Below are 19,397 nucleotides of genomic sequence, written 5' to 3' on the forward strand. Positions count from 1 at the left end.
AGAGCAACGCATGGCGCAGCTGTCGAGAGTGAAGTTGATCTCATCAAAGCGAACATCGGCTTAAATGATGGGTTTTCGTTTCTACTGACCCGAAACCGAAGGCTATTCCCACGCAGAAGCATGGGAATAATGCGTTACGAAGTTAAGTGGTGAGGTTGGTAGTTTTGGGGATGATACATCCCCTCTGATTATTCTGCGGTTTTTTTGATAAATTCTGCAAAAGGCACAAATTCGGCGTTGTGATGCTGATGACAAACAGCAAAACGGTGTTTTTGTTTGTTGATAGTTTTTATCAATACTTCCAGATTTGATTTGCGGCGGCAGCGTGTTCCTTTCTGGGTTGCAGCCTGGCATTGATCTGCATTTTCGCTATGGTCTATAACTGAAGATTGTTTTTTTTCTGTTGTAGCTGTTTTTGTGGGTTTTTCTGCGGCTTCAGTTTTTGTTTCAGTAATGGTTTTTTCGGCTGCCTCAGTCACCGGTGTTATTTGTTTTTCTTCAGGCTTTGATGTGGGTGCTGCTGACGCCGGTTTTTTGCGGGAAAGATATTTATCGACACGAGTTACGGGTGCGGAGTCTTGTTTTGGCTCCAGCGTTGCGGCTTTAACAGTCTTTTTTTGGGGTGAAGCTTTCGCTTGTTGTTTCTGCGCCAGATATTTTTCAACACGTGTCATCGGCTTTTGAGGTGCTGAGGTTGGTTTTAGGCGAGTTTTCGAAGCAGCTTGTTTTTTAGCCAGATAACGTGCAACGCCGGTTAATGTAGTGTCAGTTTGCGCGTCGTTTATTTCGATTTCAGAAGTCTCGGTTGCAGTCTTGTTTTGAGCTGTGGCTTGTTGTTTTTTGGCCAGGTATTGTTCGACACGAGTCGGTTCGGGTTGGGGGTTTTTCTTTTGCAAATAGCGTTCTACACGCGTCAGTCCTTGCCCGGTATTAGTGTCCGTTTTGGGCGGTTGATGATATTTATTTGGATCATCATGTTGAGAATTGGGGTCGGGTAAATTTAGACCCGCTAAATCGATCAATTTAGAGAAAAAGTTTTTAGCCATAACACACCTTTAAGAGTATTTATTATTTTATTATTGTGTATAGCAAGCATAACGCAACAGGCCGCTGTTGTGAATAAAAAGCGGAGTGTCGCAGGAAATTTAAGCTTATTGTATTTTGGAGTGCGCCAATACAAATTGACTGACTTTTTTTATAGCCTCATTCGACATGTTAGGAAATTTTGGCATCATGAACGAGCCTTGCTGGATTTGCTGACGAATATAATTGGCATTGGCCTGTTCTTTTTTCAGGGTGTAAATAATTCCATTTACATTAGATTGATGGCAGTCGCTGCAGACCTGTGCAAAAATTTGCTCGCCAGTGGCGTCAGGGGCTGGGCTATAGTCATTTTGGTGTGAGCAGGCGCTTAATGCCAGTGGCATGAGTAATAAGCATCGTTTTAAAGGTTTCATGCGTTATCCTGATAGATGATGTTTCCGGATTGAAGGGTATGAGATACTTTACCTTGCAGGGTTTGCTCCCAATAGGGGGTGTTGATTCCAGCACTGTGCCAGGTATCTTTGTTGACTTGCCAGTTTTTGTTTGGATCAAAAATACAAATGTCGGCGTCCATACCGGGGCTTAGCGAGCCTTTGTCCAGGGAAAAAATAGCGGCCGGCTTGTCGGTTAACAGTGAAATAGCCTGAGACAGCGACAGGCTATTTTCTGCAACCAGTTGCAGGGTCAATGGCAGCAGGGTTTCCAATGCAGAAATACCGGGTTCAGTTTCGGGTAAAGCGCCGAGTTTGGCATCCAGGTCATGCGGTTGATGGTCAGAGCAAATCGCCGCTAGACTGTTATTGATAAGTCCTTCCCGTAATGCTGTTTTATCCGCTTGACTCCGAAACGGAGGAAGCACATGGTAACGACTATCGAATGGTATTAAATCGGTATCGGTCAAATGCAATTGGTGAATGGCAACATCGGCTGTGACGGGCAGTCCTTCATTTTGCGCCTGTTGGATTTTGTTGACTGCGCCTTGGCAGCTGATCTGGCTGAAATGAACGCAGCAGCCAGTCAGGATGGCCAGTTCCAGCGTTTGCGCGACAGCGATGGTTTCAGCCGCCGCAGGAATACTAGGTAAACCATATTGACTGGCGATTGCACCTTCGTGGATACAGCCACCCTGGGAAAGGGATGCCTCATCTGGTCGTAGCACGAGGGGTAAATCATGGCTAACAGCGTATTCCATTGCATGGCGTAGAATCAGCAGATTTTGTGGTGCACACATGGCATTACTGACAGCGATGCAGCCCATAGTCTTCAGAGCGTGCATATTGCTGAGTTCTTGACCTTTTAATTGTTTGGTCAGGGCTGCAAAAGGAAATACATTGGGGTAGCCGGCTTGTTCAGCCTTATCTCGAATGTATTCAACCACCGATGGCGTATCGATAATCGGGCGGGTGTCCGGAGGTAAACACAGGCTAGTGACACCGGCTGCGGCTGCAGCCTGAGTTTCAGAGCGGATTGAGCCTTTTCGGCTATGTCCCGGTTCGCGTAAGCGTACGCTGAGATCGACAAAGCCCGGGCAGACGATTTTATTGTGTGCATCAAGGATGATGTCTGCTGTAAAATCTGCCGGCTTCTGGCCGACACTGACGATTTTGCCGGCAGCAATATAAACGGGTAGTAAGTGGTCGATGTGATTGGCCGGGTCGATTACACGCCCGTTTTGAATCAGAATTTTACTCATGCCACAGGCTCCGTGCTTTGTTGTAACACCATTGACATAATCGCCATGCGAATGGCCACACCGTTAGTGACTTGTCGTAGAATGACCGACTGCGGGCCATCAGCAACGGTTGAGTCAATTTCAACACCACGATTGATGGGGCCCGGGTGCATGACGATTGCGTCCGGTTTGGCGCAGGCCAGCTTTTTTTGTGTTAAACCATAGCATTTGAAAAACTCGCTTTCACTGGGCAACAAAGCCGAGGTCATGCGTTCTTTTTGCAGACGCAGCATGATGATGACGTCAATATCCTTAAGCCCTTGTTCCATATCATGCAGGGCCGTCACATCGAGGCTTTCAATCTGGGCGGGTAACAGGGTTTTGGGTGCGATAACGCGGACTTCCTGGGCGCCTAACGTATTCAGGGCTTGTATTTGCGAACGCGCAACGCGGGAGTGACGAATATCGCCGATAATGGCGACTTTTAAACGTGTAAAATCTTTTTTATGCTGGCGGATTGTCAACATATCCAACATGGCCTGAGTTGGATGGGCGTGCTGCCCATCGCCTGCATTGATGACGCTGATATGCGGCGCACTGTGTTGGGCAATGAAATGGGCGGCGCCGCTGATGGCATGACGCACGACAAACATATCGACATGCATCGCCTCCAGGTTTCGAATGGTGTCTAGCAGGCTTTCGCCTTTTGATGTGGCTGAGGTAGCGATATTGATATTCAGAACATCGGCGGATAGGCGTGAAGCGGCCAGTTCAAATGTGGTTCGTGTACGGGTGCTGTTTTCAAAGAACAGGTTGACGATGGTTTTACCGCGCAATAGCGGGACTTTTTTAACCGCTTGTCCGGTAATGCCGGCAAAGGATTCAGCAGTATCCAGGATTTCGGTCAATAGGGCTTTGCTCAAGCCTTCAATGCTTAAAAAATGTTTTAATTTTCCATGGGCATTCAGTTGCAATGCGCTGTTCATATTAGGCGGCCTGGTTGACGGTTTGAATATGGATGCCTAATGGCTCAGGACCTGTCAGTTTAATACGTTGGCCGGGTTGCAGGGTGATTTGAGTGCCGGCACAGTCCGGCCGCAGGGGTATTTGACGGCCATCGCGTTCAATCAAAACGGCCAATACAACTTGGTTTGGGCGGCCATAATCGAACAGTTCGTTCAGCGCTGCACGTACTGTACGACCGGTATAAAATACATCATCGATTAAAATAATATCACGGCCTTCCAGATGGGGCGGCAATTGACTCGGTTTGATTTGAGGGTGCATGCCAATCTGGGAGAAGTCGTCGCGGTAAAATGAAATATCCATGCTGTAAAGCGGTTCCTGCATGGCCAGCCTTTGATGCATCGCTTGCGCGATCCAGACGCCACCTGTCTGAATGCCGATGATGATCGGATTGTTTAAATGACGTTGTTCGATTTGTTGTTGAATGCTGGCATGTAAATTATCCAGCAGTTGAGGAATATCGTTATCGGTTAGTGTCATATTGCTCTGTGTGATTGTTCAGCCAGCTTTGTAAAATAAGTTGAGCGGCCAGTTGATCCTGTACTTCCCATAGTTTACCAGCTTTAAGCTGTAATTCATCATACAGCAGTTGTTTTGCCTCAAAGGTGCTGAAAGCTTCATCCATTTGATAAACCGGACGTTGATAACGGCCTTCCAGTTGACGACAAAATTTGCGGATTCTAGGTGTGATTGGGTTGTCGCTGCCATCGTCTTGTGTTGACAGGCCGACGACAAAGCCTGCAGGCTGCCATTGTTCGATCAAATGGGTGATTTTTTGCCAGTCAGGCTGTTGGTTGTGGGAACGTATGGTTTGCAATGGGCTGGCGATGCCGGTGCTGGTTTGGCCGATGGCAACGCCAATCTTTTTGTTGCCGAAATCAAAAGCAAGCAAGGTATCGGCGTTATGTCGGGCCAACGGGTCTTTGTTAGGCATGGCCGGCAGGCGTGGTCAGCGTGCTAATATCCACACCGAGCTTGCTGGCGGCGGCAATCCAGCGTTGTTTAGCCGGAAGATCGAATAAAATCCCGGCATCGTAATCGGTGTTCAGCCAGGCGTTATCAGCCATTTCTTTTTCGAGTTGTCCTTCACCCCAGCCAGCATAACCTAAGGCCACCAAATACTTTTTAGGGCCTTCATCTGCGGCGATGGCCTCGAGAATGTCACGGGAACTCGTCAGATAGGTTTCATCGGACACTTGGACGGTCGCATCCCAGGTGTTCGGGCCGGTATGGATGATAAAGCCACGTTCTTGTTGTACCGGGCCGCCGGCATAAACCGGTGTGTTAGCGATGGCTTCAGATTCTGTTTTGATGTCCATTTGTCCTAAGATCATCTCTAGTGTCAGACCTGAAGGACGGTTGAAAACGATGCCTAGGGCGCCTTCTTCATTATGCTGACACAAATAGGTGACGGTATGTGAGAAATTAGTGTCAGCCAATAGCGGCATGGCGATTAAAAATTGATGATTTAAAAAGTCTTGAGTCATAATCAGCGTGTGGTTATACCGGATTCATCAGAAAATTTCCAAACCCTGCGGATGACCAGGATATCGACTTCCTGGAGCAATTCGGCGGGGAGCTCAGCAAAAGGTGCGCTCAGGCGTACAATGCGTTTAGCGGCATCATCCAGCGCCTTGATACCTGACGACTTAGTGATGCGCATACTATAAATTGTCCCATCGGGATTGATACCCACATCCATGGTTAGCGTGCCGGAAAAGCCTTGTTGGCGGGCAATTTCAGGATAGTTCAGGTTACCGGTTCTTTCAACCTTGTTTTCCCAGTCTTTCATATATTGCGCTGCGACATAGCGATGTGTACTCAGTTGATTGATGAATTTCATCCGGTTGAATTCGGCACCCTGCTGACTGTGGCGGATGCGTTCACCCAGTTGTGCAATCTGATGGCGTAACATTTTGGCATCCAGTTTTTTTTGTACGGGTTTATGTTTAGGTGTCTGTTTGTCTTTTTGAATGATTCGAACGCTTTTAGCCTGAGTGGATATCAGTTTTTTATTTGAGGCTTGTTTCGATTGCGTTGCCTTGCTGGCGTTTTGGCGTTTCTGGGTATTGCCGCGAGCTGGAATCTTTTGTTGTTTTGGTGTCGGTTTTTGTGCCTTTCGGCCGCCGCCCATCTGATTATCCTGGGCCAGAAACTTTGCCTTTTTAGGCGCTTTAGCGGCCGGCATATTGGACAAGGTGACCTCGATGGATTTGCGGATTTTATGCTGCTGTGGCAGTTTGAAATTAAGGCCTAACAAAATGACGACATGAATAACCGCCGCGATGAACAAGGCAACTAACAGGGTGTCGCTATGGGAGGTTGGCGAAGGAGAGGGGTAGAAAAACGACTTCATGATAATTTTTGTTCGATACAATCCATCAATAGGGCGCTGATATTGAGTCCAAATTGCCGATCAAGTTCCTGCACGCAGGTTGGGCTGGTGACGTTTATTTCGGTCAGGTAATTGCCAATCACATCAATGCCGACAAATAACAAACCTTTTTCTTTGAGTGTCGGACCGACCTGGTTGGCAATCCATAAATCTCTTTTCGTCAGTTCACGACCTTGCGCCCGGCCGCCGGCCGCTAAGTTGCCGCGCGACTCGCCTTGCGCCGGAATGCGGGCGAGGGCATAGGGGACTGCTTCACCATCAATCAGCAAAATACGTTTGTCGCCATCTTTGATTTCAGGCAAATACTGTTGTGCCATGATGAAGCGCTGGCCATGATGGGTCATGGTTTCCAGAATGACGCTAAGGTTTGGGTCATTTTCGCGAATATGGAAAATAGATGCGCCGCCCATGCCGTCTAGTGGTTTTAAAATGATTTCCCCATGTTGAGCCAGAAATTGGCGAATACGATGGGCTTCGCGTGTGACTTGCGTGCTGGCGCAGCACTCAGGAAACCAGGCCGTGAACAGTTTTTCATTGGCGTCACGTAAGGACTGGGGTTTGTTGACGACCAGCACCCCTTGTTTTTCTGCCTGTTCCAGTAAATAGGTTGCGTAGATATACTCCAGATCAAAAGGGGGGTCTTTACGCATAATGATGACATCCAGATCAGCCAGCGGTATGTCCTGCTCACCGTTGAAGCTAAACCAGTGTTCTGGGTTGCGTTCAACTGTTACGTTGCGGGTTCTGGCATAAGCCTTGCCATCGAGCAGATACAAGTCATTCAGTTCCATATAATGGAGCGACCAGCCACGCGCTTGCGCTTCCAATAACATCGCAAAACTGGTGTCTTTTTTTATATTGATGGATTGAATGGGGTCCATTACCATGCCAAATTTAAGCGTCATCGCAGATTTCCGTAGGTTTGTGAGTGTTTTTAGCCGTATTCTAACAAATTTATTTAGGTTTTTGTGTTTACCTTTGATGCTTTTTTTGGTATAAAAGCGGGCTAACTTTTGAATAAGGCACGCACAAGAGGTAATCATGTCCAGAGTATGTCAAGTGACGGGTAAACGGCCTGTTACCGGAAACAATGTTTCTCACGCACACAATAAAACCAGAAGGCGCTTCAATCCCAATCTTCATCATCATAAATTTTGGGTAGAAAGCGAGAACCGCTGGGTTCGTTTGCGCGTTTCTACCAAAGGAATGCGTATTATCGATAAAAAAGGTATCGATACCGTATTGGCCGAGCTGCGCAAACGCGGCGAAAAATTCTGATAAGAGGGTTGAAATATGCGCGATAAAATAAAATTAGTATCGAGTGCCGGAACCGGTCACTTTTATACGACGACAAAAAACAAAAGAACCATGCCGGAAAAAATGGAAATCAAAAAATATGATCCGGTTGTTCGTAAGCATGTGATGTACAAGGAAGCTAAAATCAAATAATTATTCCGATTTGATTTTATCCGGCCGGCTTTATTGACTGGCCACATAAAAAACCCGCTGTATGGCGGGTTTTTTATGTGTTAAAGGGAGGTTAAAGATCTTCTTCAGGTGCATTTTCATCATCTTCCTCTTCTTCTTTTTCTTCCAAAGCCAGGCTATCAAGGCGAGGGCTTTTAGTACCGGCTGCTGCACCTTTGCCTTCACTGAGGCTGATTTTCAGTTTGAGATTGTTCGGTGAGTCCGAATTTCTTAACGCCTCTTCCAAAGAAATAATACCGGATTTGTATAATTTCAGTAAATGGCTGTCGAAGGTTTGCATACCGACGTTTTCCGATTTTTCCATCGCTTCTTTAATGGCATGAATTTCGCCTTTATGAATCAGGTCTTTCACCAGTTGCGTGCCGAGCAATATTTCAAAGGCAGCGGTGCGTTTGCCATCAAGCGTAGGCACTAAGCGTTGAGAGATAAAGGCCTGCAGGTTGAGTGAAAGGTCAAGCAGCAGTTGATTGCGGCGTTCTTCAGGGAAAAAATTGATAATTCGATCCAGTGCTTGGTTGGCATTGTTGGCATGTAGGGTTGATAAGCACAGATGGCCAGTTTCGGCAAAGGCAAGGGCGTGTTCCATGGTCTCCTGCGTGCGAATTTCACCAATCAGAATCACGTCGGGCGCCTGGCGTAATGTGTTTTCCAGAGCGTCTTCGTAAGAACGGGTGTCGACGCCAACCTCACGTTGATTAACCAGGCATTTTTTGTGCGGATGAATATATTCAATCGGGTCTTCGATGGTGATGATATGGCCGGATGAATTGCTGTTGCGGTGATCAATCAGGGCGGCTAACGAGGTGGATTTTCCGGAACCTGTGCCGCCGACAAAGAGAATGAGCCCTCGTTTAGACATGATTTTGTCTTTTAAAATCTGAGGCAGACCTAGGTCATCGGCATTAGGAATATCGACCTTGATATTGCGCACGACCATGGCGTGGTTGTTGCGCTGTTTGAAAATGTTGACACGAAAGCGGCCAATGCCAGTTTCGGAGATGGCCAGGTTCATTTCGGGAATCTGTTCAAATTGTTCACGTTGTTCATCGTCCATGACACTATCGGCGATTGCCTTGATTTTTTCTTTTGTCAGAATGGTCGCTTCCAGTGGTTTCAACTGGCCTTGAAATTTGGCGGCGGGTGGCGCGCCTGCCGTCAGATATAAATCAGAGCCATCTTTGTGTACCAATATTTTCAAATAGTCTCTAAATTCCATAGCTATTTTGCCGTTGCTTAAGGTCTGTTTGTGTAAGTTTAGTCAAGATTTATGATCTTGCAGTCAAGATAAGATTTATGCAGGTATAATAGGTCATTTTTGTGATAGACGGCAGATTTGAACAATGAGTGAGCCAAAAAAAGCAGTTGCTTTGATTTCCGGCGGGTTGGATTCCATGTTGGCAGCAAGAGTCATCATGGAGCAGGGCATACAGGTTGAGGGCATCAATTTTTTTACCGGTTTTTGCGTGGAAGGCCATACCCATGCCATCCGTAAGAAAGACAAGAACAAACAGAAACGGAATAATGCGCTGTGGTCTGCCGAACAGCTCGGCATCAAACTGCATATTGTCGATATTATCGATGAATATAAAGATGTATTGATTAACCCTAAGCATGGTTATGGTGCGCATATGAACCCGTGTCTGGATTGCAAGATTTTTATGGTGAATAAAGCCAAGCAATGGATTCAGGAAAATGGTTTTGATTTTATTATTACCGGGGAGGTTATCGGTCAGCGGCCGATGTCACAACGACGGGAAACCATGCCGATTGTTGCGGCTGAATCGGGTGCTGATGATTTGTTGTTACGGCCGCTTTGCGCCAAGAACTTACCGATGACTTTGCCTGAAAGGGAAGGTTGGGTGGACAGGGAAAAACTGTATGATTTTAGCGGTCGGTCGCGTAAACCGCAGATGGCGTTGGCTGAAGCCTTTGGTTTTGAGGACTATGCACAACCGGCAGGTGGCTGCTGTTTTCTGACCGATGAACATTATTCCAAGAAGCTGGTTGATTTGTGGCAGGCGCGAGGTAAAAAAGAATACGACTTGGATGATGTGATGTTATTAAAAGTCGGTCGCCATATCCGGCCTAAAAACAACTTTAAGTTGATTGTTGCGCGTGAAGAGGGTGAGGCGCGGTTCATGCAGGGATATAAGAATCACTTTATCAATATGAATTGCGTGAGTCATCGAGGGCCATTAGTACTGATCGATGGTGAGCCGAGCGAAGATGATTTGATTTTAGCCGGGCAGATTACCGCACGTTATGGACAAGGGCGGAATGCCGACGAAGTGACGTTGCAGATTCGGGAAAAAGATAAAGCCGAGCGCATGATTACTGTGAAACCTTTGAAAGCCGATGAGATCCCTGAGGAGTGGTTTGTATGATGAAGGAAACGCTAGATGCCCGCAGATTATTATGCCCAATGCCGGTGATCCGAACCCAGGATAAAGTAAAAAAACTGACGACGGGCGACGAGTTAACAGTGATTTGTACCGACCCTGGCGTGATGCAGGATATTCCGGCCTGGTGCCGAATTAACGGGCATCGGGTGAAAGAATGCCGTGAACAGGATGGTGAATATATTATTGTTCTTGAGGTGGGTTAGTCTATGGCTGCTGTATTGGATAGTGAAGAATTAGCCCGCGTAAAAACACGTGTTACCTATGTGGGCGCGATGGTCAATGTGTTTTTGACACTGATCAAAGTCGGTGTAGGAATATGGGGGCATTCTGCCGCATTGATTGCCGATGGTATTCATTCTCTGTCGGATTTATTGAGTGACTTAGTCGTCATTGGTGCGATCAAAATGGGCAGTCGCGAGGCTGACTATGATCACCCCTATGGGCATCGGCGTTACGAAACCCTAGCTACCGTATTGCTTGGATTAGGGTTGGTGGTGATTGCTGGTGGTATTGTTTGGGATATCAGTGAACGATTGCGGCATGCGGAAAAATTGTTGTTGCCAGATAGAAATACCTTGTGGGTTGCGCTGATTTCGATTCTGGCAAATGAATGGCTCTATCATTACACCAAACGCGCCGGACTCAAGACTCGCTCTAACTTATTGATTGCCAATGCCTGGCATCACCGCAGTGATGCGATTTCGTCCGTTGTGGTCTTGATTGGCATTATTGGTGTATTTGCAGGTTATCCGTATGCCGATGCCATTGCGGCGGTGATTGTGGCGTTGATGGTCGGTAAAATTGGTTTTACTCTGGTTTTGCAAAGTATTAACGAATTGGTAGATACCTCCTTGCCGGAAGAGCAGGTCAAGGCGATTCGAAAAACGATTAAAACCACTCATGGCGTTAAAGATATTCATTTACTCCGGACTCGGCAAATGGGTGAAGATGCCTATGTGGATGCACATATCGTAGTCGATCCGCGCATTACGGTTTCTGAAGGGCATCAGATTGGTGATATCGTCCGTGACCGGCTGAAAAATGAATTTGACGATATTCAAGATGTTTTGGTGCATGTCGATCCTGAAGACGACGAATTTCTTGATAAAGACGATGTGCTGCCACAACGTGAGGAAATTATCGCTTTATTTCGGGAGACACTCGGTGATTTATTTGAGCATATCGATGAAATCAAAATTCATTATCTCGATGGAAAGCTGGAAATCGAGGTTATGCTGCCGCATTTGATTCTTGGACAAGTCAAGTTAATTGAACAAATCAAACAACATTGCGCTTTACTGGAAAGAACAGTCGATAAAATCGGCAAAATCAATGTATTTATAAAAGCATGAGGAAATTGGAAACAATATGGCTGTAGGCAACACGTCATTCCCTGAGATGCACAGGGTGAAAGGTATTCGTTTAGGCACCACACTAGCGGGTATCAAACAAAATCAGCGGGATGATCTTTTGCTGATTGAAATGGTTGAAGCGGGACGCTGTGCAGCGGTATTTACCCGGAATGCTTTTTGTGCCGCACCGGTGCATGTGGCTAAAAAACACTTGGCTGACGCACCGCGCTGGTTATTGGTCAACTCGGGCAATGCTAATGCCGGCACTGGACAACAAGGCATGGCGGATGCTCAGGCTTGTTGTCAGCAGGTCGCCAAACAGGTAGGGGGAGAGCCAACTCAGGTATTGCCATTTTCAACCGGTGTGATTGGCGAGAACTTGCCACTGGAGAAAATGCTCAAGGCTGTGCCGGAGGCTGTGGCAGATTTATCGGAACAGCATTGGCATAAGGCGGCGCTGGCGATTATGACCACCGATACCTTTGCTAAAGGTGCATCGGAAGTGATTGAAATTGATGGTCAGCAGTTGACGATTACTGGGATTGCGAAAGGCTCGGGGATGATCCATCCTAATATGGCGACGATGCTTAGTTTTATTGCAACTGATGCCTGCATTGCACAGCCACTGCTGCAACGCTGTTTGCAACAGGCGGTTGAGCAATCGTTTAATCGAATCACCGTCGATGGTGACACCTCAACGAATGACGCTTGTGTTTTGCTGGCGACAGGATGTAGTTCTGTGGTGGAGATTCGTGAAGATAGCACGGCATTTATTACTTTTTGCGAGGCTTTGAATCGGATTACTGCGCAGTTGGCCGAAGCGATTATCAGAGATGGTGAAGGTGCGACAAAGCTGATTCGTATTGTTGTCGAGCAGGCATTGACGGATGAAGAGGCATTGCAGGTAGCCAAAACCATTGCCCATTCACCGTTGGTTAAGACGGCATTTTTCGCCAGCGATCCCAATTGGGGTCGGATATTGGCGGCAGTGGGTCGAGCTGGCGTACAAAATTTTGATATTGATAGGGTTAAAATTTATTTAGGTGATGTCTGCATTGTCGAAGCCGGAGGCCGTGCACCCAGCTATACCGAGCAGGCAGGGCAGGCGGTGATGGACAAAGAAGAGATTACGGTCAGGGTTGTGCTAGGGCGCGGCCAGGCTTGTCAACGGCTGCTGACCTGTGATTTATCTTATGATTATGTGCGTATCAATGCGGAATATAGAACCTGATGAATACGCCATTTTTACATGTGGCGGTCGGTGTTATTGAGCGACATGATGGCCACGTTTTAATCGCTAAACGGCATGCCGCCGCACATCAGGGCGGGCTATGGGAGTTCCCTGGAGGGAAGCGTGAGGCGGGAGAAACTATCGAGCAAGCCTTGCAGCGAGAATTGGCCGAAGAACTGGGCATTGCAGTCCGGCATTCCGAGCCTTTGATTAAAATTCCTTATCAGTATCATGACCGCAGCGTCTTATTGGATGTATGGCGGGTTAAAGAATTTACTGGAAAGGCATCGGGGCGGGAGGGCCAAGATATTGCCTGGGTCAATCGTCATGACTTACTTGAATATGACTTCCCCGCGGCGAATCGGCCGATCATTAATGCCATCAGCTTGCCGCCGTTTTATGCGATTCTGGAGGGCACGGACGAGGCACAGGTGTTGACGCGGTTCGAGCAGATATTGACCAATAAAGTCAATATGGTTCAAATTCGATTGAAAACCTTGAAAACGCCGGTTACGGATGCATTGTTGGCAGAGCTGCGGTTTAAAGCGCAGGCTGGCGCGTGTCAGCTTCTGTTTAATTCTGCCTTGCCAATTTCCCCTGTGGATAGCTCCGTCGGTATTCATTTGACTGGCCAGGATTTGATGCGCCAGTCAGCCAAGCCGGAAGGTTTCAAATGGGTTGCGGCATCGTGCCATACGGTGGCAGAATTGGCACAGGCTGAAAAAATCGGTGTCGATTTTGCCGTGTTAGCGCCGGTGCAGACAACAGCCTCACATCCTGATGCGCCCGCTTTAGGTTGGCCACAGTTCAAACAGTTGACAGAGAACTGTGGCATCCCGGTTTATGCGTTAGGCGGTGTAGGCGTAGCCGACTTGCCACAGGTTAAACGTTGTGGTGGTCAGGGCGTTGCCGGTATTCGCACGTTCATCAAAGACAGTGCCGTAAGCTGAAACTTGACCGTTAATCCATATACGGGTTAGCGATGGGCCTGTGCCCAGCGTACAATATCGGCACTGTTCATGGCACCGGCCTGGCGTGCAACTTCCTGGCCTTGTTTAAACACGACCAGGGTTGGAATACTGCGGATATTAAAATTGGCCGCAATCATTTGTTCCTGTTCTGTATTCAATTTAGCTAGCCGGAAATAAGGTTCGAGTTGTCGTGCGGCATCTGCAAACTGTGGTGCCATCATCTTACAGGGTCCGCACCAGGGCGCCCAGAAATCGACGATGACTGGAATATCGTTCTGTTGGATGAATTTGGCGAAATTCTGGCTGTTCAATTCGACCGGTTGGCCGGTAAATAACGGTTTTTTACACTTGCCACATTTCGGTTGATGGCTGAGCTTTTCTGTCAATACGCGATTAGTAGTATTGCAATGTGGACAGATAATATGGGTTGCATGCATTTTTTTCTCCTCGTTGTTATGCTTTTGTTAGAAGCCGACCGAAGCGAGAATTTAATCTGGCCTTACTGTTCTCATGCCATAGTGTAACTGCTCGCACGGTAATCATTTAGTTGGCGTAGGGTATTGATTTTTCAGGACGCGTAGATACCTCCCTGTAGCTCTGTGCAACATCCTTGTTGCACAAGCCTGAAAAATCAATACCCTACACTCAATGTTTCTGAAGGCGTGAGTAGTTACATGCCATAAAATAAATGGTGTTATGGCTGGCTTAGGTTAAGACACGTCGTCTTGCGTTGAATCGACGTTCCTGTATTCGTTCTCGTCATCAAGCCAGGCTGGCTCTCCTGGTATTCTATGGGCTTCAGTAGCCCAATCCCCAAGGTCAATCAAACGGCAACGATGGCTACAAAAAGGCCTGAATTTTTCTTGTTTGCTCCAAAGGACTTCCTTTTGGCAGGTCGGACATTTGACTTTCATACGCTGATAATGGGGATGGAGATTAGAAAATGCAACGGGTTAATAAAAAAGGAATGTCTTGGGTAGTTTGTACAGGGCGGTTTTTGTCGCTAGAAGGCTCCATGAAACGGATAGTAAAGCGGTATTTGCCACCGCTGATTTCGGCGAAACAGGGAATGCTTTTATCCAGTAGTACGCGCAATAATTGTACCGGTTGGCTGCTATCTAGTCCCATTTGAAAGAAACCGGCTTCGGCCGTGTATTGTTTTGGCGTATTGCTTTGCCGGATATAGCCTAAAATCATGTCGATAGCCTGATTGATTGCTCGGAATCCCCCTATGTCAACATACCTGTCGCCTAGGAAATTTTAAATCAGGAGACAAAAATGAGCGTATTTAGCCAAGAATTTAAAGTACAATCAGTAGAAAAAGCATTATCCAGAAGACCAGAACAATCGCTAAAGCAAATTGCAGTTACTTTAGGTGTGGGTTACTCCACACTTCAAAAATGGATTCGGTTAGCTAAGAAAAATCAACTCGAAAAAACAGAGTCAAACATGTCAAAAGAAAAAAAGCCCTCAAGATTGGAATACAGTAGAACGTTTTGAAGCCATTGTTCATTGTCATCATCTCACCGATGATCAGGCTAGCGCCTATTGTCGTGAACAAGGCATCTACTTACATCATCTAAATACCTGGAAAGCGGAATTTTGTCAGAATCTAAATCAACAGAATCCGTATATAAACAGGCGCAAACAAAACTCAAACAAGAAAACAAGCGTTTGCATAAGGAGCTAAACCGCAAAGAGAAAGCGTTATCAGAAACAGCGGCTTTACTGGTGTTATCAAAAAGTGCCAAGCGATCTGGGGGAAAAGGCGGCCGATTAATCGCCTACTCAGATCGCCAACACTACAGCGCACTCATTGATGAAGCCGTTGACAATGGAGCGCGGCAGAAATTAGCCTGTGAACTGGTGGGTATATCAGCTCGAACCTATCAGCGTTGGAACCGGGGAGAAGGACTCTCAGAAGACCTACGACTGCACAATACAGCGCCTGTGCACAATCAATTATCCGAGGCCATCAAGCAAGAAATCATCACCGTGATTAATAAACCGGAATACAGCGCTTTAACGCCGCATCAAATCGTTCCGAGGTTATTGGATTTGGGCTGCTATCTCGCATCAGAATCAACCTTTATCGTGTCATGAAAGCCCACAACCAGCTTAAGCACAGAGCTAAAGGAGCCGCAGGTCAGCATAATAAACCGCAGTCACTCAAAGCCACACAGGCCAATCAAATCTACTCGTGGGATATTACGTATTTATTAAGCCCCGTCAAAGGGCAGTATTTTTACCTCTACATGGTGATGGACATCTATAGTCGGAAAATCGTAGGCTGGCAAGTTCATGATGCCGAATCAAGCGCACACGCTGCTGATTTGATCGAAGATATCGCTCGCCGGGAAAACATCGACAAAAAGCAATTGGTGATACATTCTGACAACGGCAGTCCGATGAAAGGCGCAACATTAAGGGCCAAATTGGTCGATTTAGACATTGCCACGTCGTTCAGCAGACCTCGTGTCAGTAATGATAATCCTTATTCAGAATCGTTATTTAAAACAGTCAAATATCATCATACCTTTCCAGAAAACCCTTTTAAAACATTAAGCGAAGCCAGGAACTGGGTTGAAGCTTTCGTTTGTTGGTTCAACAATGAACATCAACACAGTGCGCTCAAGTTTGTAACACCCAACCAACGCCATAACGGCTTAGACAGCGCCGTACTCGAAAAAAGAAAACGAGTCATCGAGCAAGCAAAAAGAGACAATCCAGAGCGATGGAATGGACGACAAACACGAAATTTAACGCCCATTGGCCATGTTTATCTTAATCCGGATAAGGAAAATTTCAACACAACAGAATGTCAAGCAGCTTAATAAAATTCATTTCGTAAATTATTGCAAAAAATGCGACAGGTTGGTTGACATTTAGCGATTTTTATTTGTCGATCCATTTCTTTCAATAATTCTGATTTCAGGTCATTACGGCTGAAAATCATTAGAATTTCTAACAGAATAGAAATCGCAGCCCGTTTTTCAAATACCGTGTTGCCTTGCAGAAAATGATTGAGTTGCATAAATAATTGCTCAAGTCGCATAAAAACTCTGATGCGTTCATTGAGCGGAAATTCATAAGTGATTTGTGTGTTCAAACCGAAGTGAGCCTTGATTAAATCAATGAAAGATATAAATTGTGAAGGTTTTTAACCTGTTCTGCAAGTTCGGCCGTTGATTTTGAATTATCGATAATGTCATCGGCTCGGCCTAAACGCTCTTCACGACTGGATTGACTAGCGATGATACGCTGGATTTGGTCATCATCTAATTGGTCGCGTTGTTTAACGCGCTGCAGTTGTAAAGTTTCCGGGCAGTCAATGACTAAAATACGATCGACCAGATCAGTCATGTCAGTTTCAAATAATAATGGGATGGCAAGGATGACATAAGGGCTAAGTTGTGCCGCAGCTTGTGTTTTCAGGCGTTGGTAAATCAAAGGATGCAGGATGTTTTCCAGACATTGTTTTTTGGCGGGGTCGGCAAAAATGATCTGGCCCAGTTTTTTACGATCTAGAGTGCCGTCGGCTAATAAGATATTGCCAAAAGTCAGTTGGATTTGGGCGAGTGCAGCTTGCCCTGGCGCAACAATTTCACGGGCAATGATATCGGCATCGATAATTGGAATTGAAAAGGCGGAAAACAGCTTGCAAACAGTGCTTTTGCCGCTGCCTATGCCGCCGGTCAAGCCGATTTTTAATGGTGGGTTAAAGGCCTGTGGCATTAAGGTACAGTTGATTGAGTTGGTCGCCCCAAATCAAAGCCAGCCAGCCAGCCGCGGCCAGATAAGGGCCGAACGGGATGGGTTGACGGTGGTCATGTTTGACAAAAACAATCATAGCAATGCCAAGAATAGCGCCGACAAGAGACGATAACAGGATGATGAGTGGTAGATATTGCCAGCCCAGCCAGGCGCCGAGCAAGGCGAGTAATTTGAAATCGCCATAACCCATGCCTTCTTTACCTGTGAACAGTTTAAACAGATGATAGACCGACCATAAACTCAAATAACCGGCAATTGCACCGATGACGCTTGATTCAAGGTCGGTGAACACAGCAAACAAATTGAGAAAAATACCTAGCCACAGCATTGGCAAAGTGAGCTGATCGGGCAGTAACTGATGATCAATATCAATGAAGCTCAATACGATTAATACCCAGGTTAATGCTAAGGCAAATAACAACGCGAGGCTGAAACCAAAATGCCAGGCGACAATGGCGGATAATACAGCGGTGAAGGCTTCAATTAAGGGATAGCGAATCGAGATAGGTGTTTTACAGTGGTGGCATTTGCCGCCTAACAACAGGTAACTTATCACCGGAATATTTTGCCAGGGTTTGACCGGTGCTTTACATTCTGGGCAGTGTGAATTTGGGACAGACAGATTGAAAGGCGGCTGTTCTGTTTCTGCCGCCATTTCCAGATAGTCCAGGCATTCTTTCCGCCAGGCATGATTCATCATTACGGGTAAACGGTAGATAACGACATTTAAAAAACTGCCGACCAGTAGCCCTAAAATAAAGACGATTGTTGTGAGTATTAGCGGCGATTGTTCCAGGAGATCTATTATAGACATAGTTTTGTTAAACGGCGGCACCAAGTTTAAAGATAGGCAAATACATGGCGACGATCAGTCCGCCGACTAAGATACCGAGAATAACCATAATAATAGGCTCCATCAAACTGCTCAAATTATCTACCAGGTTGTCTACTTCTTCTTCAAAAAAATCGGCAACCTTATCCAGCATAGCATCAATTGAGCCTGATTCTTCACCAATAGCAACCATTTGTACGACCATGTGGGGAAAGATACCCGTCTGGGTCATGGCGAATTGTAATTGCTGGCCGGTTGAGACATCTTCACGCATTTGTATTACGGCATCATAAAACACGCTATTGCCACAGGCACCGGCTACAGATTCTAAGGCATCAACCAACGGTACGCCCGCAGCTGACATAGTGGATAGCGTTCGGGCAAAACGGGCAATTGCGGATTTTTCAAGAATCATGCCGACAACCGGTATTTTTAATAAGGTTCTATCCAAAATCTGGTTGAATTTATGCGAGCGTTTTTTGAAATAGCTGAAGATATAAGCTGCGCCTGCGATGACAGCTAAAACCATCCACCACCATTCCTGTGCCCATTCGGATAAATGGATGACAAATTGGGTAAAGGCCGGAAGGTCGGCGCCAAAACTTTTAAATAAGTCTTCAAATACGGGCACGACAAAGATAAGCAGTACCGCTGTGACAATAAAGGCAACCACTAAAACGGCAACCGGATAGGTCAATGCTTTTTTGACTTTTTTCTTGATGGATTCAGATTTTTCCTTATAGGTCGCAATTTTGTCCAGTAAGGTCTCTAATACCCCGGCTTGTTCGCCGGCTTCCACCAGGTTACAAAACAGGTCGTCAAAATAAATACCTTTTTTTCGGAGTGCTTGTGCCAGTGTATCTCCTCCTTCAATATCGGCTTTTATGGATAATAGCATATCGGCCATGCTCGGGTTTTCATGGCCACGTCCGACAATGTCAAATGCCTGAACCAAAGGGACACCGGCTTCTAACATGGTTGCCAATTGCCGCGCAAAAACGGCAATATCACCCGGTGTAATCGGTTTGGGTCTTTTGCTGAACAGTGGTTTGGGCTTGGGCTTTATTTTAATGACCCGAATCCCCATTTTGCGTAATTCGAGGCGGGCGACAGTTTCGTCTTTGGCTGTAATTTCGCCCTTAGTTTTTTGTTTCTGCTTATCGAACCCTTCCCAGATAAAATCAATCAGGGTTTCTGTTTTTTCTGCCAT

27 protein-coding genes are annotated in these 19,397 nt (G+C 46.4%); 10 read left to right on the top strand and 17 right to left on the bottom strand.

Annotated features, from left to right (window positions below; genetic code table 11):
- Positions 1-188: 188 nt before the first annotated feature.
- The 9 genes from JEU20_RS12690 to gshB form a co-directional block, all read right to left on the bottom strand.
- The gene (locus tag JEU20_RS12690) at positions 189-1,046 is read right to left on the bottom strand and encodes a hypothetical protein (RefSeq protein ID WP_198246516.1); all 858 of its coding nucleotides are present in this window, start codon (positions 1,044-1,046) and stop codon (positions 189-191) included.
- Between the two features lie 105 nt (positions 1,047-1,151).
- Positions 1,152-1,457 carry a c-type cytochrome gene (locus JEU20_RS12695; protein WP_198246517.1) on the bottom strand — a complete coding sequence of 102 codons (306 nt, stop codon included), beginning with the start codon at positions 1,455-1,457 and terminating at the stop codon, positions 1,152-1,154.
- Positions 1,454-2,737, bottom strand: a complete 1,284-nt coding sequence (locus tag JEU20_RS12700) for a dihydroorotase (RefSeq protein WP_198246518.1) — start codon at positions 2,735-2,737, stop codon at positions 1,454-1,456. Before JEU20_RS12700 ends, JEU20_RS12695 begins: the two co-directional genes overlap by 4 nt.
- Entirely contained in the window at positions 2,734-3,702 is a 969-nt protein-coding gene (locus JEU20_RS12705) for an aspartate carbamoyltransferase catalytic subunit (RefSeq protein ID WP_198246519.1), read from the bottom strand. The genes JEU20_RS12700 and JEU20_RS12705 overlap by 4 nt, the downstream gene beginning before the upstream one ends.
- Before the next feature lies 1 nt (position 3,703).
- Positions 3,704-4,222: a bifunctional pyr operon transcriptional regulator/uracil phosphoribosyltransferase PyrR gene (gene pyrR, locus JEU20_RS12710; protein WP_198246520.1), complete on the bottom strand. Its 519-nt coding sequence runs from the start codon at positions 4,220-4,222 to the stop codon at positions 3,704-3,706.
- Positions 4,206-4,676 (bottom strand): Holliday junction resolvase RuvX, encoded by a 471-nt coding sequence (gene ruvX, locus JEU20_RS12715; RefSeq protein WP_198246521.1) that lies wholly within the window; start codon positions 4,674-4,676, stop codon positions 4,206-4,208. The genes pyrR and ruvX overlap by 17 nt, the downstream gene beginning before the upstream one ends.
- A complete protein-coding gene (locus tag JEU20_RS12720) occupies positions 4,669-5,235 on the bottom strand; it encodes a YqgE/AlgH family protein (protein WP_198246725.1) in 567 nt (188 codons plus the stop codon). The genes ruvX and JEU20_RS12720 overlap by 8 nt, the downstream gene beginning before the upstream one ends.
- A complete protein-coding gene (locus JEU20_RS12725; RefSeq protein WP_198246522.1) occupies positions 5,232-6,098 on the bottom strand; it encodes an energy transducer TonB in 867 nt (288 codons plus the stop codon). Before JEU20_RS12725 ends, JEU20_RS12720 begins: the two co-directional genes overlap by 4 nt.
- Complete coding sequence (gene gshB / locus JEU20_RS12730) at positions 6,095-7,042, bottom strand: glutathione synthase (protein WP_198246523.1); 948 nt, start codon at positions 7,040-7,042, stop codon at positions 6,095-6,097. The genes JEU20_RS12725 and gshB overlap by 4 nt, the downstream gene beginning before the upstream one ends.
- Positions 7,043-7,178: 136 nt before the next feature.
- On the opposite strand from gshB, the gene rpmB reads away from it, so the two are divergent.
- Together rpmB and rpmG are read left to right on the top strand one after the other, a co-directional pair.
- The gene (rpmB, locus tag JEU20_RS12735; RefSeq protein ID WP_198246524.1) at positions 7,179-7,415 is read left to right on the top strand and encodes a 50S ribosomal protein L28; all 237 of its coding nucleotides are present in this window, start codon (positions 7,179-7,181) and stop codon (positions 7,413-7,415) included.
- Between the two features lie 15 nt (positions 7,416-7,430).
- Positions 7,431-7,586, top strand: coding sequence for a 50S ribosomal protein L33 (gene rpmG, locus JEU20_RS12740; protein ID WP_198246525.1), 156 nt, complete (start codon positions 7,431-7,433; stop codon positions 7,584-7,586).
- A gap of 91 nt (positions 7,587-7,677) precedes the next feature.
- Here the strand turns inward: rpmG and JEU20_RS12745 are convergent, their stop codons facing one another.
- Positions 7,678-8,841, bottom strand: coding sequence for a PilT/PilU family type 4a pilus ATPase (locus JEU20_RS12745; RefSeq protein ID WP_198246526.1), 1,164 nt, complete (start codon positions 8,839-8,841; stop codon positions 7,678-7,680).
- A gap of 124 nt (positions 8,842-8,965) precedes the next feature.
- Between JEU20_RS12745 and JEU20_RS12750 the strand changes: the two genes are divergently transcribed.
- From JEU20_RS12750 to JEU20_RS12770, 5 genes are read left to right on the top strand one after another with little or no spacing between them, the layout of a single operon-like run.
- Positions 8,966-10,009 carry a tRNA (5-methylaminomethyl-2-thiouridylate)-methyltransferase gene (locus JEU20_RS12750; RefSeq protein ID WP_198246527.1) on the top strand — a complete coding sequence of 348 codons (1,044 nt, stop codon included), beginning with the start codon at positions 8,966-8,968 and terminating at the stop codon, positions 10,007-10,009.
- A complete protein-coding gene (locus tag JEU20_RS12755) occupies positions 10,006-10,230 on the top strand; it encodes a sulfurtransferase TusA family protein (protein WP_198246528.1) in 225 nt (74 codons plus the stop codon). The genes JEU20_RS12750 and JEU20_RS12755 overlap by 4 nt, the downstream gene beginning before the upstream one ends.
- 3 nt (positions 10,231-10,233) lie before the next feature.
- Complete coding sequence (locus JEU20_RS12760; RefSeq protein ID WP_198246529.1) at positions 10,234-11,379, top strand: cation diffusion facilitator family transporter; 1,146 nt, start codon at positions 10,234-10,236, stop codon at positions 11,377-11,379.
- Positions 11,380-11,395: 16 nt separating this feature from the next.
- Positions 11,396-12,610 carry a bifunctional glutamate N-acetyltransferase/amino-acid acetyltransferase ArgJ gene (gene argJ / locus JEU20_RS12765; protein ID WP_198246530.1) on the top strand — a complete coding sequence of 405 codons (1,215 nt, stop codon included), beginning with the start codon at positions 11,396-11,398 and terminating at the stop codon, positions 12,608-12,610.
- Positions 12,610-13,560, top strand: coding sequence for a Nudix family hydrolase (locus JEU20_RS12770; RefSeq protein ID WP_198246531.1), 951 nt, complete (start codon positions 12,610-12,612; stop codon positions 13,558-13,560). The genes argJ and JEU20_RS12770 overlap by 1 nt, the downstream gene beginning before the upstream one ends.
- 26 nt (positions 13,561-13,586) lie before the next feature.
- On the opposite strand, the gene trxC is transcribed toward JEU20_RS12770, so the two are convergent.
- From trxC to zapD (JEU20_RS12785), 3 genes are all read right to left on the bottom strand, one after another.
- Entirely contained in the window at positions 13,587-14,018 is a 432-nt protein-coding gene (gene trxC, locus JEU20_RS12775) for a thioredoxin TrxC (protein WP_198246532.1), read from the bottom strand.
- 273 nt (positions 14,019-14,291) lie between these two features.
- Positions 14,292-14,495 (bottom strand): DNA gyrase inhibitor YacG, encoded by a 204-nt coding sequence (gene yacG / locus JEU20_RS12780; protein WP_198246533.1) that lies wholly within the window; start codon positions 14,493-14,495, stop codon positions 14,292-14,294.
- 22 nt (positions 14,496-14,517) lie between these two features.
- Complete coding sequence (gene zapD, locus JEU20_RS12785) at positions 14,518-14,814, bottom strand: cell division protein ZapD (RefSeq protein ID WP_342590524.1); 297 nt, start codon at positions 14,812-14,814, stop codon at positions 14,518-14,520.
- Between the two features lie 45 nt (positions 14,815-14,859).
- Between zapD (JEU20_RS12785) and JEU20_RS15660 the strand changes: the two genes are divergently transcribed.
- The 3 genes from JEU20_RS15660 (at position 14,860) to JEU20_RS15670 (ending at position 16,415) form a co-directional block, all read left to right on the top strand.
- Positions 14,860-15,081 carry a transposase gene (locus tag JEU20_RS15660; protein ID WP_342590516.1) on the top strand — a complete coding sequence of 74 codons (222 nt, stop codon included), beginning with the start codon at positions 14,860-14,862 and terminating at the stop codon, positions 15,079-15,081.
- Positions 15,082-15,183: 102 nt separating this feature from the next.
- Entirely contained in the window at positions 15,184-15,684 is a 501-nt protein-coding gene (locus tag JEU20_RS15665; protein WP_342590517.1) for a hypothetical protein, read from the top strand.
- Positions 15,681-16,415, top strand: coding sequence for a DDE-type integrase/transposase/recombinase (locus JEU20_RS15670; RefSeq protein ID WP_198244948.1), 735 nt, complete (start codon positions 15,681-15,683; stop codon positions 16,413-16,415). Before JEU20_RS15665 ends, JEU20_RS15670 begins: the two co-directional genes overlap by 4 nt.
- Here JEU20_RS15670 and zapD (JEU20_RS12795) read toward each other — a convergent pair.
- From zapD (JEU20_RS12795) to JEU20_RS12810, 4 genes are read right to left on the bottom strand one after another with little or no spacing between them, the layout of a single operon-like run.
- A complete protein-coding gene (gene zapD, locus JEU20_RS12795; RefSeq protein ID WP_198246535.1) occupies positions 16,412-16,690 on the bottom strand; it encodes a cell division protein ZapD in 279 nt (92 codons plus the stop codon). The two genes, JEU20_RS15670 and zapD (JEU20_RS12795), sit on opposite strands and share 4 nt — an antisense overlap.
- A gap of 17 nt (positions 16,691-16,707) precedes the next feature.
- Positions 16,708-17,316: a dephospho-CoA kinase gene (gene coaE / locus JEU20_RS12800; RefSeq protein WP_198246536.1), complete on the bottom strand. Its 609-nt coding sequence runs from the start codon at positions 17,314-17,316 to the stop codon at positions 16,708-16,710.
- Complete coding sequence (locus JEU20_RS12805; RefSeq protein ID WP_198246537.1) at positions 17,300-18,169, bottom strand: prepilin peptidase; 870 nt, start codon at positions 18,167-18,169, stop codon at positions 17,300-17,302. The genes coaE and JEU20_RS12805 overlap by 17 nt, the downstream gene beginning before the upstream one ends.
- Positions 18,170-18,176: 7 nt before the next feature.
- Positions 18,177-19,397, bottom strand: coding sequence for a type II secretion system F family protein (locus JEU20_RS12810; RefSeq protein ID WP_198246538.1), 1,221 nt, complete (start codon positions 19,395-19,397; stop codon positions 18,177-18,179).

The organism is methane-oxidizing endosymbiont of Gigantopelta aegis (assembly GCF_016097405.1).
Classification (GTDB): Bacteria; Pseudomonadota; Gammaproteobacteria; order Methylococcales; family Methylomonadaceae; genus Methylomarinum.